Origin of the sequence: Pseudomonas sp. PI1 (assembly GCF_000812405.1) — a bacterium.
Classification (GTDB): Bacteria; Pseudomonadota; Gammaproteobacteria; order Pseudomonadales; family Pseudomonadaceae; genus Pseudomonas; species Pseudomonas citronellolis.
This window is the reverse complement of sequence record NZ_JWMC01000047.1, coordinates 1-14,179: the sequence shown is the minus strand read 5'-3', so window position 1 is coordinate 14,179 and position 14,179 is coordinate 1. Positions and strand designations below refer to the sequence as shown.

The following is a 14,179-nucleotide window of genomic DNA, read 5'->3' as shown; positions in this document are numbered from 1 at the left end:
GAGCGAGGATGAGCGGGGGAGAGGCTGCCAAGAAAGGCAGCATGGGGTTCTGGAGCTGTACCGCGCTGGTGATCGGCAACATGGTCGGCTCGGGCGTCTTCCTGCTGCCCTCCAGCCTCGCCGCCTATGGCGGGCTCAGCCTGTTCGGCTGGCTGGTCTCCAGCACCGGCGCGGTGCTGCTGGCCTTCACCTTCGCCCGCCTGGCGCGGCTCAACCCCGGCGCCGGCGGGCCCTACGCCTACACCCGCGAGGGCTTCGGCAGCTTCGCCGGCTACCTGTGCGCCTGGACCTACTGGAAGGCCGCGTGGATCGGCAACGCCGCCATCGCCGTGACCCTGGTGGGCTACCTGCGGGTGTTCATCCCGGCGCTGGCCGACCCGCTGCTGATGGTGGCCACCGCCATCGGCGCCATCTGGCTGTGCACTTTCATCAACCTGCGCGGCATCGCCACCTTCGCCGTGGTGCAGAACCTGCTCACCGCGCTCAAGCTCATTCCGCTGCTGCTGGTCGGGGTGCTCGGCTGGCTGCACTTCAACCCCGACTACCTGGCCATCCCGCCGCGCGAGCAACTGCCGAACATGGGCTACGCCCAGGCCATCGCCACCACCGCGGCGCTGACGCTCTGGTCGTTCATCGGCCTGGAATCGGCGACGGTGCCGGCCGACGACGTGCGCGACCCCAAGCGCACCATCCCGCGCGCCACGCTGTTCGGCACCCTGGCCGCGGCCGGGGTGTACGTGTTGTCGATCACCTCGGTGCAGGGCCTGATGCCGCCGGAGGTGCTGGCCAGGTCGACCTCGCCCTTCGCCGACGCCGCGCGTGTGCTGATGGGCGACTGGGGCTACTACCTGGTGGCCGCCGGCGCGGTGATCGCCTGCCTCGGCGCGCTCAACGGCTGGGTGCTGCTGCAGGGGCAGATCCCGGTGGCGCCGGCGCGCGACGGGCTGTTCCCCGAATCCCTCGGCAGGCTCAACAAGCACGGCGCCCCGGCCAACGGCCTGTGGGCCTCGGGGCTGCTGGTGACGGTGCTGGTGCTGATCGACGGCCAGGGCGACCTGGTGGACGTGTTCAACGTCATCATCCTGCTCGGCACCATGACCGGCGTGGTGCCCTACGCCTTCTGCACCGCGGCGCTGCTGCAACTGCTGGCGGTGCGCACCAGCGAGTTCTCGCCGCGCTCGCGGCCGCAGCTGATCGCCGTCGGCTCGCTGGGCTTCCTCTACTCGCTGTGGGCCCTCTACGGCACCGGCGAGCAGGCCATCTTCTGGGGCTTCCTGGTGTTCATGGCGGGCATCCCGATGTACACCTGGCGGCAATGGCGCAACCGCCAGCAGGGCCTGCCGGTGGCGGAAATCGACTAGCGCCCGTTCGCAGCTGGAGCGTGCCCTGTGTCACATAGGCCGGCATCGACTTTTGCCCTTGCCTTGTTATAGTGGCACGCCATCACTACAAGAACTGCCGCGCACAGCAGAGCAGGGCATTCCCGAGGGTTTCCCCCGTGACCGAGTACAAAGCATTTCGCGTCGAACTGGCCGACAAGATCGCGCATGTGATCATCAATCGCCCGGAAAAAGTCAACGCGATGAACGCCGATTTCTGGCGCGAGATCGTCGATATCTTCCGTTGGGCCGATGAAACGGATGAAGTCCGCGTGGTGGTGATTTCCGGCGCCGGCAAGCATTTCTCCGCCGGCATCGACCTGATGCTGCTGGCCCAGGCCGGCAGCCAGCTGGGCAAGGACGTCGGCCGCAACGCCCGCGCCCTGCGCCGCAAGATTCTCGAACTGCAGGCCTCGTTCAACGCCATCGACGCCTGCAGCAAGCCGGTGCTCGCCGCCGTGCAGGGCTATTGCCTGGGCGGCGCCATCGACCTGATCTCGGCCTGCGACATGCGCTACTGCAGCGAAGACGCGCAGTTCTCCATCAAGGAAATCGACATGGGCATGGCCGCCGACGTCGGCACCCTGCAGCGCCTGCCGCGGCTGATTGGCGACGGCATCATGCGCGAGCTGGCCTACACCGGGCGCATGGTCGACGCCGCCGAGGCGGTGCGCATCGGCCTGGTCAACCGCAGCTACGCCGACAGCGCGGCGCTGCTCGACGGCGTGTTCGAGCTGGCCCGGCAGATCGCCGGCAAGTCGCCGATCGCCATCCGCGGCACCAAGGAGATGATCCGCTACGCCCGCGACCACAGCGTCGAGGACGGCCTGGAATACATCGCCACCTGGAACGCCGCCATGCTGCAATCGGCCGACCTGCAGAGGGCCATGGCCGCCCACATGAGCAAGCAGCAGCCGGAGTTCGCCGACTGATGCCCCATTACTCCCTCGCGCAGGAGGCGCGTTAGCCCGATGGTCACTGGAGCCACCTCCCTCAGTCTGGTGCGCGATGAACTCTTCGCCACCATGGAGCAGGCCGAGCAGAACCTCGAGCAATTCATCGCCGAGCGCCAGAACGGCAGCCTGCTGCAACATGCGGTCGAATGCCTGGCGCAGATCCGCGGCACCCTCAACCTGATCGAACTGGCCGGCGCCGAGCTGCTGGCCCAGGAAGCCCTGCAGCTGGCCACCGACATCCCCACCGGTGTCGGCGAGGAGCGCGACGGCCAGCTGGCCGCCCTGGGCAACGCCCTGTACGTGCTGCGCCGCTACCTGGAGAACCTGGAGGCCAACCGCCAGGAAATCCCCGAGCTGCTGCTGCCGGCGATCAACGACGTGCGCCTGGCCGCCGGCCAGCCGGTGCTGCCGGAGAGCTTCTTCTTCAGCGCGCGCCTGGACCTGCCGCGCCCGGCGGCGCCCCGCGCGGTGCCCACGGTGGCCGACCGCGCCCAGGAAGTGCGCCGCCTGCGGCACATGTACCAGGTCGGCCTGCTCGCCCTGGTGCGCGAACAGGACCATTACTCCGGCCTCAAGCTGATGGGGCGCGCCCTGGCGCGCCTCGACGCGCTGCTCGGCTACGGCCAGCGCAGCCGCCTGTGCTGGATAGGCGCGGGCGCCCTGGAAGCCCTGGTGGGTGCGCAGATGCTGCCGCGCAAGGCGCGCAAGCAGCTGTTCTCGCGCCTGGACCGGGAACTTAAGCAACTGCTGGCCAACGCCAACTACGAGGCGCCGCGCCAGCTGCTCAAGGAACTGCTCTACCTCACCGCCCTGGCCGACACCCGCGGCCCGCGGGCCAGCGAGCTGCGCGAGGTGTTCGGCCTGGCGCCGCTGCCGTTCACCGACCACCTGCTGGAAGACGAGTCGCAGCGCCTGTCCGGTCCCGGCCAGGCGGTGATGCGCTCGCTGTCGGCGGCGATCCGCGAGGAACTCACCACGGTCAAGGACCAGCTCGACCTGATCGAGCGCGGCGTGTCCCCGGCCGATGCCCTGGGCACCCTGCACACCCAGCTGGGCAAGCTGGCCAAGACCCTCGGCATGGTCGGCCTGAACTCCGCGGCCAACGTGCTGCAGGGCCAGGTCTCGGTGGTGTCCGGCTGGGTGGCCAGGGGCGCGGTGGAGTCGCCGGTGGCGCTGAACGCCCTGGCCGACGCGCTGCTCTACGTGGAAAGCCTGGTCGGCAGCCTGGAACGCGGCGAGCGCATGGCCGCCCCCGCCATCATCGACCTCGAGCCCACCGCCGAGTCCTTCGCCGTGCACCAGCTGGCCGAGGCGCGCATCGTGGTCATAGACGAAGCCCAGGGCGGCCTGGCCCTGGCCAAGCGGGCGATCACCGCCTACCTGGAATCCAACGGCGACAAGCTGCACCTGGCCAACGTCCCCGGCAGCCTGCAGGCCGTGCGCGGCGGGCTCTGGTTCCTCGGCCAGGAACGCGCCGCCCGGCTGGTCGGGGCTTGCGCCGACTACATCCAGCGGCAGATGATCGAAACCACGCAGATGCCGTCCGAGCAGATGCTGGAAACCCTGGCCGATGCCCTGACCGGCCTCGAATACTACCTGGAGGGCGGCGCCGTGCTGCGTCCCGAAGGCCAGCCCGATGTGCTGGACGTGGCCAGCGAGAGCGTGCGTGCCCTCGGCCTGGAGGTGGCTGCCTGATGCGTACCGGACGTTGGGAGTCCGCCTGGCTCGACCCGGCGGAGAAAGGTGGCTGGGCCGTGGCCCACTATCGCCAGCAGTTCCTCGGCGATGCCAATGGCGTGCTCTTCCCCCGCGACTGGCTCAAGCGCCAGGACCTGCCGGTGCTCTCCGAGCAGGGCGTCGGCCACTTCGATGGCGATGCCGTGTACCTGCTGGAGCTGGAGTCTCCCGCCAGCGTCGAGGGTTGCAGCTGGGTAGGCCTGCGCCACGTCATGCTGGAAGCCGAGGAAGACCAGTTCGCCATGCTCGGCTTCGCCAGCCAGGTCGGCACCTGGGCCCGCGAGAACCGTTTCTGCGGCGGCTGCGGCCAGCCGATGCGCGCCGTGCCGCGCGAGCGCGCCATGCGCTGCGACGCCTGCGACATCCAGCGCTACCCGCTGCTGTCGCCGAGCATGATCGTCCTGGTCACCCGCGGCGACGAACTGCTGCTGGCGCGCTCGCCGCGCTTCGTGCCGGGCATGTACAGCACCCTGGCCGGCTTCGTCGAGCCGGGCGAGTCGGTGGAGCACTGCGTGGCCCGCGAGGTGAAGGAAGAAGTGGGGCTGCAGGTCGGCAACATCCGCTACCTGGGCAGCCAGAACTGGCCGTTCCCACATTCGCTGATGCTCGGCTTCCACGCCGAGTACGTCAGCGGCGAAATCGTCTGCCAGCCGGACGAGATCGAGGACGCCCAGTGGTTCCCCTACGACTCGCTGCCGCGCCTGCCGGCCGGGCGTTCCATCGCCCGCTACCTGATCGAGAGCTGGCTGGCGCGCCGCGCCGGGCGGCCCGATCCCATCCTGCCGGGCGGCGGCTACTGACGCCCGGCGCTTTCCCCGCGCTTCAGGCTGCGCTGAACCAGTGCTGCCAGACCAGGCGCGCGGTCAGCGCCAGCACCACCAGGATGAACACCGGGCGGATGAACTTGGCGCCGCCGCCGATGGCGGTGCGCGCACCCAGGTAGGCGCCGACCATCAGCGCGCTGCCCATGCACAGCCCGAGCAACCAGACCACCTGGCCGGAAGCGACGAACACCGCCAGCGCCACAATGTTGCTGACGAAGTTCATGGTGCGCGCCACGCCGCTGGCGCGGACCAGGTCCAGCGGGTACATCAGCAGGCTGCTGACGGTCCAGAAGGCGCCGGTGCCGGGGCCGGCCACGCCGTCGTAGAAGCCCAGGCCCAGGCCTTGCGGCCATTGGCGCCTGCGCCCGACCGGGGCGTCGGCGTCCAGCGGCGCCTTGGGCGTGCCGCCGAAGAGCATGTAGATCCCGCAGGAGAACACCACCACCGGCAACATGCGGTTCAGCCATTCCGCCGGCAGCAGGTGCGCGGCCCAGGCGCCGACGGCCGCGCCTATGGCGGTGGCCAGCAGGCCGTTGCGCCACTTCGCCGGGTGGAACAGCTTGCGCTTGTAGAAGGTGTAGCTGGCGGTGGCCGAGCCGAAGGTGGAACTCAGCTTGTTGGTGCCCAGCGCCAGGTGCGGCGGCACGCCGGCGGTGAGCAGGGCGGGGATGGTCAGCAGGCCGCCGCCGCCGGCGATGGCGTCGATGAAGCCGGCGAGGAAGGCCACGACAGCGAGGATCAGCAGGGTGAGCGGGTCGATGGCCAACTCGAAGGGGAGGGTGAAGGGCATGAAAAGTACGACCTGGGTTCAAGGCTGCGACGCCACGGCTGGCCGTCGCGTCGAGGGGTGCGCATAATGCCGGCAATTCTACCCGCAAGGAACTGATTCAATGCAGTACGACGGCCTGGCCTGGACGTTCGCGCTGATCGCCCTGCTGGCGCTGCTGGTCGCCGCACGCATCCTCTTCGACCGCCACTGGTTCCTCGGCTGGCTGCGCGGCTGCGCCGGCCTGGCCTTCATCGCCGCCGCGCTGGCGCTGGGCCTGGCGGCCTGGGACCTGCGCAGCTACGACGCGCTGCCCGCCGAGCGGCCGCTGGCGACCCTGAGCTTCCAGCGCCTGGCGCCGCAGCGCTACGAGGTGAAAATCCTCGAAGGCGACCGCGAACGCCGCGTCGAGCTGGGCGGCGACCTCTGGCAACTGGACGTGCGCATCATGCAGTGGCGTGGTTTGGCCGCACTGATCGGCCTGGACCCCGGCTACCGCCTGCAGGGCCTGGCCGGCCGCTACCTGGCCATCGAGCAGCAACAGGCCCAGGCCCGGCAGCAGGTGCTGGCGCAAAGCCCCTACGGCTTCGACCTGTGGCGCTGGCTGCGCGACGGCCAGCACGACCTGCTGACCTTCCGGCCGTTGGCGGCGCGGGTGAACTTCCTGCCCATGGCGGACCAGGCGGTCTACAGCGTCCGCCTGGGCCCCGCGGGCCTGGAGGCGGAACCGGTCAACGCCGCGGCGCAGCAGGCGTTGCGGGAGTGGCGGTAGGCGGGCCGCACCGGAGCAACTGTCTTGCCGGTTGCGCCGAGAGGCTTTTCGTAGGATGGGTTGAGTTTACGAAACCCATGCGGCCGTGGTGATGGGTATCGCTCCGCTCAACGCCATCCTACGTCGCCCCACCCGCCGGGAGGCACGGTATTCCTTCCCCCGTAGGAGCGGACCTTGTCCGTGATAGCCGGACGCCCCGGCGCGATTCGCGGATAAGATCCGCTCTTACGCTGCCCCACCCGCGCCATTCCCTTGTAGGAGCGCGCCCTGCGCGCGAAATCGCGGGCAGGGCCCGCTCCTACAGATCGCCGGGAGGCACGGTATTCCTTCCCTCGTAGGAGCGGACCTTGTCCGCGATAGCCGGACGTCCCGGCGCGATTCGCGGATAAGATTCGCTCCTACGCCGCCCCACCCGCGCGCATCCGTGCATCGACGGATCGTCCAACGAAAAAGGGAGCCCGAAGGCTCCCTTGTTCATTGCGCTTGCGCGATCAGGCGAGGAACCCGCCGTCGACGTTCAGCGCCACGCCGGTGGTGTAGCTGGAGGCGCTGCTGGCCAGGTACAGCACGGCGCCGGCCATTTCGCTCGGCTCGGCCACGCGCTTGAGCGGGATGCGCTGCAGGGCGGCGTTGCGGATGGCGTCGTTCTTCACCAGGGCCGAGGCGAACTTGGTGTCGGTCAGGCCCGGCAGCAGGGCGTTGCAGCGGATGCCGAACTGCGCGCATTCCTTGGCGAAGACCTTGGTCATGCTGATCACCGCAGCCTTGGTCACCGAGTAGATGCCCTGGAACTCGCCGGGGCTGACGCCGTTGATCGAGGCGACGTTGATGATGCTGCCGCCGCCGTTCTCCTTCATCAGCTTGCCGCCTTCGATGGACATGAAGTAGTAGCCGCGGATGTTCACGTCCACGGTCTTCTGGAAGGCGCCCAGGTCGGTGTCCAGCACGTTGCAGAACTGCGGGTTGGTGGCGGCGTTGTTGACCAGGATGTCCAGGCGGCCGAACTGCTCGCGGATCTGCGCGAAGACGCTCTGGATCTGCTCCATCTCGCCGATGTGGCAGGCGATGGCGGTGGCCTTGCCGCCGGCGGCATTGATGGCCTCGGCCACTTCCTGGCAGCCCTCGATCTTGCGGCTGGAGACGATCACGTGGGCGCCTTGCTGGGCCAGCAGCTTGGCGATGGCCTCGCCGATGCCGCGGCTGGCGCCGGAAACGAAGGCGATCTTGCCGTCGAGGTCGAACAGGTTGGTCTTGGACATGGGGTTCCCCTTGTTGTGATCGTCGTTACAGGCGCGATTTGCCGATGACCTGCAGGCTCATCTGCTCCAGCAGCTTGTTCATGTGGATGAACTGGGCGAAGCGCTTGTCCTGGGTCTGGCCGTGGAAGTAGCGGTAGTAGATCTGCTGCACGATGCCGGCCAGGCGGAACAGGCCGTAGGTGTAGTAGAAGTCGAGGTTGTCGATGCGCGGCAGGCCGGCGCGTTCGGCGTAGTAGTCGGCGAATTCCCGGCGCGTCAGCATGCCCGGCAGGTGGCTCGGCTGGCGGCGCATGAGCTGCACCGGCGCCGGGTCGTCGGCTTCGATCCAGTAGGCGAGGGTGTTGCCCAGGTCCATCAGCGGATCGCCGATGGTGGTCAGCTCCCAGTCCAGCACGCCGATGATGCGCATCGGGTCCTTGGGGTCGAGGATGACGTTGTCGAAGCGGTAGTCGTTGTGCACGATGCCCGGCTTGGGGTGGTCGGCCGGCATCTTCTCGCGCAGCCAGGCCTTGACCGGTTCCCAGCTCGGCGCGTCGGGGGTCAGGGCCTTCTCGTAGCGGTCGATCCAGCCTTCGATCTGGCGCTGCACGTAGCCTTCGGGCTTGCCCAGGTCGCCCAGGCCGCAGGCCTGGTAGTCGACGTTGTGCAGTTCCACGAAGCGGTCGATGAAGTTCTTGCACAGGGTGTTGGCCTGCTGCGCGTCGAGCTTGAGCTCCGGCGGCAGGTCGGCGCGCAGGATGATGCCGTTGACGCGCTCCATCACGTAGAACTCGGCGCCGATCACCGACTCGTCGATGCAGTGCACGTAGGCCTTCGGGCAGTACGGGAAGCCGGCGTTGAGCTGGTTGAGGATGCGGTACTCGCGGCCCATGTCGTGGGCCGACTTGGCCTTGCGGCCGAACGGCGGGCGGCGCAGCACCAGCTCGTGGCTGGGGTATTCCAGCAGGTAGGTCAGGTTCGAGGCGCCGCCAGGGAACTGGCTGATCTTCGGCTCGCCCTGCAGGCCGGGAATGTGGGCCTTCAGGTAGGGATCGATGACCGCGGCGTCGAGCTCTTCGCCTTGGCGGATGCGGGTGGACTGGTCAGTCAGCGACATGCTTATCCCTTTCTTGTAGTCGGTAGCTGCCGGGGCAGCGGCGCCCGGGATCCATCATGCAGGGCAATAATGGTGTCCCGAGATAATTGGCTAATCTAATGCTCGCCTGCTACCCCCACAAGCGCCGCAGGGCGTTATTGGCGAGCGTGTTGGACCCCGATCAGGCTGCCTGATACGCCTTTGCCAGAGCGGCGCGGGCGAAAAAAAACCGGAGCCGCGGGGCCCCGGTTTCTCGTGCCGGCAGGCAGCGCTCCAGGTCAGACCGGGAACAGCTCGCCCAGCTTCATGGCCAGCATCATGTCGCCTTCGGCGCGCAGCTTGCCGGCCATGAAGGCCTGCATGCCGTCGGTTTCGCCGCTGGTGATGCCCTTGAGGGTCTCGCTGTCCATGATCAGGGTGACGTTGGGGTTCGGCGCATCGCCCTGCACGACTTCGCAGGTGCCATCCTTGACCACCAGGTAGTGGTTGTCGCCGTCCTCGATGTTGAACTGGAAGACCAGGTCCAGGCCGGCGGCGGCGCCAGCGTTGAATTTGCTCTTCATGGTGGAGACGATGTCAGCAACGCTCATGGTTCTATCCCTTTTCTAGGTTTTCTCGCGCGCCCGGCGGGCGCAATGGGCCGGGCTCATCTGTAGGTAATGAGCTCCGGCGCCCTCAACAGTTCCAGGTGCACGTGACTGTTGAAGGAAGCCAGGGACACTTCGTCGCCGCGGAACTTCAGGCGGCTGAGCGAAGTGTTGACGATCTGCCAGTTCAGCTCGAAGGCCTTGATCGCCGGCATGCCGACGATCTGCTGGAGCACGGCGGTGATGGTCCCGCCGGAGGTGAACACGGCGATGTTGTCCTTGCCGCTGGCCTGGCGCAGCAGGCGCTGCAGGCCGTCGTGCACGGTGTCGAGGAATTCCTGCCAGCTGACCAGGCCTTCCTTGTGGTGCTCGCCGGAAACCCAGCGGGCGATCACGTAGGAGAACAGGCGCTGGAACTCGCCGCGGTGCTGCGCGGCGTTGCGCAGGATGTGCAGGGCCTGGGGCTCGTGCTGCAGCAGGTCGTCGAGGTGGGCGCGGATCACCGCGTCGGCCTCGAACTCGTTGAAGGCGGCGTCGATCTCCAGCTCCGGCACGTCGAGCCCGGCTTCGCGCATGCGCCCCAGGGCTTCGCTGGCGGTGTGGCGCTGGCGCTGCAGGTCGCCGGCCAGGCAGCGGTCCAGGCGCAGGCCCAGGCCGGCCAGGTGTTCGCCCAGGACCTGGGCCTGGCGCACGCCGGTCGCCGAGAGCACGTCGTAGTCGTCGGCGCCGAACGAAGCCTGGCCATGTCGAATCAGATAGATGCTGCCCACGCACGGACCTCGGCAGGGGGAAAGTTCCGGCGAGGGTATGAGGAAGGCTTTGGGCTGTCAACGAAAAAACATACGCTTGTTTGAATGCTATTCCCGACGCTGATGAAGGCGTTCGCCAGCGCTGGCTGCGGCCCGGCGGGCTGGGTATGCTTGCGGGATTCCCCGGCCCGGTCGGCGGGCGGGGCACAGGTTGATAGGGGGAAGTGTGGAGTTTCTTCTGGATTACGCGGGTTTCCTGGCCAGGACCTTCACCGTGCTGGTGGCGGTGCTGGTGGTGCTGGTGGTGGTCGCCGCCCTGCGCGGCCGCGGGCGGCGCAGCTCGGGCCATCTGGAAGTGCGCAAGCTCAACGACTTCTACAAGGACCTGCGTGAGCGCCTGCAGGGCAGCGTGCTCGACAAGGACAAGCTCAAGGCCCTGCGCAAGTCCGAGCACAAGGCGGCCAAGCAGGCGAAGAAGGCCGGCGCGCAGAAGAGCCGCGTCTACGTGCTGGACTTCGATGGCGACATCAAGGCCTCGGCCACCGAGCACCTGCGCAACGAGATCACCGCGCTGCTCAGCCTGGCCACGCCCAAGGACGAAGTGGTGCTGCGCCTGGAGAGCGGCGGCGGCATGGTCCACAGCTACGGCCTGGCCGCCTCGCAGCTGGCGCGCATCCGCCAGGCCGGTGTGCCGCTGACCGTGTGCGTCGACAAGATCGCCGCCAGCGGCGGCTACATGATGGCCTGCATCGGCGAGCGCATCCTGTCCGCGCCCTTCGCCATCCTCGGTTCCATCGGCGTGGTGGCGCAACTGCCCAACGTGCACCGCCTGCTGAAGAAGCACGACATCGATTTCGAGGTGCTCACCGCCGGCGAGTACAAGCGCACCCTGACGGTGTTCGGCGAGAACACCGACAAGGGCCGCGAGAAGTTCCAGGAGGACCTGGAGTCCACCCACGAGCTGTTCAAGGGCTTCGTCGCCCACTACCGGCCGAAGCTCGCCATCGAGGAAATCGCCACCGGCGAGGTCTGGCTGGGCCAGGCGGCGCTGGGGCGCAAGCTGGTGGACGAGCTGAAGACCAGCGACGAGTACCTGGCCGAACGCGCCCGCGAGGCTGACGTCTACCACTTGCAGTACGTGCAGAAGAAGAGCGTCCAGGAACGCCTGGGCGTGGGCGCCAGCACGGTGATCGACCGCGTGCTGCTGAGCTGGTGGGAGCGCCTGGGGCGCAGCCGTTACTGGCAATGATTCCGGCGCGGGCGCAGGGGCGCCCGCGCGGCAGGCTTTGCAGAAGGAGAGCGTGATGAGTGCATTCAAGGCCCTCTGGGTTACCGAGTCCCCGCATGGCATCTACGAGCAGCAGGTGGTCGAGCGCGACACCAGCCAGCTGCCGGCCGGCGAGGTGCTGATCCGGGTGCGGTATTCGTCGCTGAACTACAAGGATGCGTTGTCGGCCAGCGGCAACCGGGGCGTGACCCGCAAGTACCCGCACACCCCCGGCATCGACGCCGCCGGGGTGGTGGAGGAGTCCTCGGTGGGCGAGTTCGTCGCCGGCGACGAGGTGATAGTCACCGGCTACGACCTGGGGATGAACACCCCGGGCGGCTTCGGCCAGTACGTCCGCGTGCCGGCCGCCTGGGTGATCAAGCGCCCGCAGGGCCTGAGCCTGCGCGAGGCGATGATCCTCGGCACCGCCGGCCTGACCGCGGCGCTGTGCGTCGACAAGCTGGAGCGGGCCGGCGTGACCCCGGCCTCCGGCCCGGTGCTGGTCACCGGCGCCAGCGGCGGCGTCGGCAGCATCGCGGTGATGCTGCTGGCCCAGCTGGGCTACAGCGTGGCGGCCTCCACCGGCAAGCTGGAGCAGGCCGAGTTCCTCAACGGCCTGGGCGCGCGGCAGATCATCGACCGCGCCACCGTCGCCGACGGCGTCGACAAGCCGCTGCTCAAGGAGCAGTGGGCCGGCGCCGTGGACACGGTCGGCGGCGACATCCTGTTCAACGTGGTCAAGTCGCTGCAGTACGGCGGCAGCGTGGCCTGCTGCGGGCTGACCGCCGGCGCCGCGTTCAAGGCCACGGTGCTGCCGTTCATCCTGCGCGGGGTGAACCTGCTGGGCGTGGACTCGGTGGAGCTGCCGCTGGTGGTCAAGGCGTCCATGTGGGACAAGCTCTCGCTGCAGTGGAAGCTGCCGCGTCTGGAGGAGCTGGTGCGCGAAATCCGCCTCGACGACCTGCCCACCGCTATCCACCAGATCCTCGCCGGCAAGCTGGTCGGCCGGCTGCTGGTGAACCTCGACTGATGCCCGCGCCGGGGCTGGGCGCTCAGCCCAGCTCCGGCAGCAGGTAGCTCTCCCACAGCGTGTCGGCGAACTGCTCGCGGAAGAACCCGAAGTGGCCGATGCGCTTCACCCCCAGCTGTTCCGGGGCGATGCGCCGGCTCACCTTGGGCGCGCTGCGGTAGAAGCCGAGCAGGGCCTCGGTGCTGCGCTGGGACATCATCTCGTCGTCGGTGAAGGACAGCGAAACGATAGGCGTGTGCACCGCCGAATAGCGGATGCGCATCTGCTCCCCTTCGCCCAGGGCGTACTGCGGGTGCAGGCACCAGCGCCGCCATTGCTCGATCACCCCGCGCGGCAGGTCGCCGACGATGCCCAGGCGGCGGCCCGGGAAGTAGCCCAGCAGCGGCGTGACGGTCGGCGCGATGAAGTGCCAGAGCAGCCAGGCGCGGCCGCGCAGGCCGGCGGTGTTGTCGCGCCAGTAGCCGCTGCCGCTGGCGATGCTGAAGGCCCGGGTGATGCGCCCGCGGCCGTCGACGAAGGGCAGGATCTGCCCGCCCAGGCTGTGGCCGATCCAGTACAGCGGCTTGTCCTGCGCGGCCTCGGCCACCGCCGCGAGCACGGCGCTGCAATCGTGGCGGCCCCAGTCGACGACGTTGGCCTTCACCTCGCGCAAGGGGCCGCTGCGCGACTGGCCCATGCCCTGGTAATCGAAGGTCACGACCAGATAGCCGCGCTCGGCCAGCCAGTTGGCGAAGGCGCCGTAGAAGCGCTGCTCGACGCCCATGGCCGGGACGATCAGAGCGGCGCCGAGCATCTCGCCCGGCGGCCGGTACCAGTGGCTGGCCAGGCGCTGGCCGTGGCCGTTGTCGATCTCGCGGGGCTGCGGGGTGGTCATGCTGCATGCTCCTGGGGCTGGCCGGTCAGGCTGCGTGGATTCGGGTTGAAGAATGGCGGCGCGTCAGGGCAGTATACGAAGGCTAGAAATTAATTCTAGAAAAATATTCTAGAAGCGATCCGCACAAGGAACCCCATGGGCCGAGCTTCCCGCAAAGACGACATCCTCCAGGCCGCGCTGGCCTGTTTCAGCGAATCCGGGGTGGACGCCACCACCATCGAGATGATCCGCGACCGCTCCGGCGCCAGCATCGGCAGCCTGTACCACCACTTCGGCAACCGCGAGCGGATCATCGGCGCGCTCTACCTGGAAGGCATCGGCCAGTACGCGGCCCTGCTCGACGCCGGGCTGCGCGAGGGCATGAGCGCCGAGGCCACGGTCAAGCTGTTCGTCACCTGCTACATCGACTGGGTGGTGGCGCACCCGGACTGGGCCCGCTTCATCCTGCACAACCGCGGCCGGGTGGAGGCGGGGGAGATGGGCGAGCAACTGCGCGAAGCCAACCGCCAGCAGGGCCGGCGCATCGCCGAGCTGCTGGCGGTGCACCGCCAGGCCGGCGCCTTCCGCGAAATGCCCTTCGAGCTGTTCAACTCGGTGGTGATAGGCCCCACCCACGACTACGTGCGCAACTGGCTGGCCGGGCGGACGCGGGTGGAGCTGGCGGATTGCCGGGACCTGCTGGCGCAGATTGCCTGGGAGAGCGTCAGGGCGTAGGGCGGATGACCGTTCGTGGTTATGCGCCGTTGGCCGTGCCTCCGGGGTGTGCGACGTGGCCGGTGAATCCAATCGCGGACAAAGTCCGCTCCTTGCGCCGAGGAGCTCTTCGTAGGATGGGTTGAGCTTGCGATACCCATGCTGCCGTGGTGATGGGTATCGCTTCGCTCAACGCCATCCTACGAAAAGC

14 protein-coding genes are annotated in these 14,179 nt (G+C 68.3%); 8 read left to right on the top strand and 6 right to left on the bottom strand.

What is annotated here, in order from left to right:
* The first annotated feature begins 8 nt into the window (after positions 1-8).
* The 4 genes from RN02_RS16510 to nudC all read left to right on the top strand — a co-directional run bounded on the left by RN02_RS16510 (position 9) and on the right by nudC (position 4,872).
* Positions 9-1,361 carry an amino acid permease gene (locus tag RN02_RS16510; protein ID WP_043315356.1) on the top strand — a complete coding sequence of 451 codons (1,353 nt, stop codon included), beginning with the start codon at positions 9-11 and terminating at the stop codon, positions 1,359-1,361.
* A gap of 137 nt (positions 1,362-1,498) precedes the next feature.
* On the top strand, positions 1,499-2,311 hold the full coding sequence (locus RN02_RS16505; RefSeq protein WP_043315355.1) for a crotonase/enoyl-CoA hydratase family protein: 813 nt from the start codon (positions 1,499-1,501) through the stop codon (positions 2,309-2,311).
* A 39-nt stretch (positions 2,312-2,350) separates the two neighbouring features.
* Positions 2,351-4,030 carry a hypothetical protein gene (locus RN02_RS16500; RefSeq protein WP_043315352.1) on the top strand — a complete coding sequence of 560 codons (1,680 nt, stop codon included), beginning with the start codon at positions 2,351-2,353 and terminating at the stop codon, positions 4,028-4,030.
* On the top strand, positions 4,030-4,872 hold the full coding sequence (nudC, locus tag RN02_RS16495) for an NAD(+) diphosphatase (protein ID WP_043315351.1): 843 nt from the start codon (positions 4,030-4,032) through the stop codon (positions 4,870-4,872). The genes RN02_RS16500 and nudC overlap by 1 nt, the downstream gene beginning before the upstream one ends.
* A 22-nt stretch (positions 4,873-4,894) precedes the next feature.
* Here nudC and RN02_RS16490 read toward each other — a convergent pair whose 3' ends face one another.
* Complete coding sequence (locus RN02_RS16490; protein ID WP_043315350.1) at positions 4,895-5,686, bottom strand: TSUP family transporter; 792 nt, start codon at positions 5,684-5,686, stop codon at positions 4,895-4,897.
* Positions 5,687-5,786: 100 nt separating this feature from the next.
* Between RN02_RS16490 and RN02_RS16485 the strand changes: the two genes are divergently transcribed.
* Positions 5,787-6,434 (top strand): hypothetical protein, encoded by a 648-nt coding sequence (locus tag RN02_RS16485; RefSeq protein ID WP_043315348.1) that lies wholly within the window; start codon positions 5,787-5,789, stop codon positions 6,432-6,434.
* A 491-nt stretch (positions 6,435-6,925) separates the two neighbouring features.
* Here the strand turns inward: RN02_RS16485 and RN02_RS16480 are convergent, their stop codons facing one another.
* The 4 genes from RN02_RS16480 to RN02_RS16465 all read right to left on the bottom strand — a co-directional run bounded on the left by RN02_RS16480 (position 6,926) and on the right by RN02_RS16465 (position 10,125).
* Entirely contained in the window at positions 6,926-7,693 is a 768-nt protein-coding gene (locus RN02_RS16480; RefSeq protein WP_043315347.1) for an SDR family oxidoreductase, read from the bottom strand.
* 25 nt (positions 7,694-7,718) lie between these two features.
* Entirely contained in the window at positions 7,719-8,789 is a 1,071-nt protein-coding gene (locus RN02_RS16475; protein WP_043315346.1) for a phosphotransferase family protein, read from the bottom strand.
* A gap of 257 nt (positions 8,790-9,046) precedes the next feature.
* Entirely contained in the window at positions 9,047-9,358 is a 312-nt protein-coding gene (locus RN02_RS16470; RefSeq protein WP_009619228.1) for an SCP2 sterol-binding domain-containing protein, read from the bottom strand.
* 56 nt (positions 9,359-9,414) lie between these two features.
* The gene (locus RN02_RS16465; protein WP_043315345.1) at positions 9,415-10,125 is read right to left on the bottom strand and encodes a histidine phosphatase family protein; all 711 of its coding nucleotides are present in this window, start codon (positions 10,123-10,125) and stop codon (positions 9,415-9,417) included.
* Between the two features lie 205 nt (positions 10,126-10,330).
* Here RN02_RS16465 and sohB point away from each other — a divergent pair, with 205 nt between their 5' ends.
* Both sohB and RN02_RS16455 read left to right on the top strand, forming a co-directional pair.
* Positions 10,331-11,353 (top strand): protease SohB, encoded by a 1,023-nt coding sequence (gene sohB, locus RN02_RS16460; protein WP_009619232.1) that lies wholly within the window; start codon positions 10,331-10,333, stop codon positions 11,351-11,353.
* A 55-nt stretch (positions 11,354-11,408) separates the two neighbouring features.
* Positions 11,409-12,401 carry a YhdH/YhfP family quinone oxidoreductase gene (locus tag RN02_RS16455; RefSeq protein WP_043315344.1) on the top strand — a complete coding sequence of 331 codons (993 nt, stop codon included), beginning with the start codon at positions 11,409-11,411 and terminating at the stop codon, positions 12,399-12,401.
* A 22-nt stretch (positions 12,402-12,423) separates the two neighbouring features.
* Here the strand turns inward: RN02_RS16455 and RN02_RS16450 are convergent, their stop codons facing one another.
* On the bottom strand, positions 12,424-13,275 hold the full coding sequence (locus RN02_RS16450; protein WP_043315343.1) for an alpha/beta hydrolase family protein: 852 nt from the start codon (positions 13,273-13,275) through the stop codon (positions 12,424-12,426).
* 135 nt (positions 13,276-13,410) lie between these two features.
* Between RN02_RS16450 and RN02_RS16445 the strand changes: the two genes are divergently transcribed.
* Entirely contained in the window at positions 13,411-13,989 is a 579-nt protein-coding gene (locus RN02_RS16445; protein ID WP_043315342.1) for a TetR/AcrR family transcriptional regulator, read from the top strand.
* Positions 13,990-14,179: the final 190 nt, after the last annotated feature.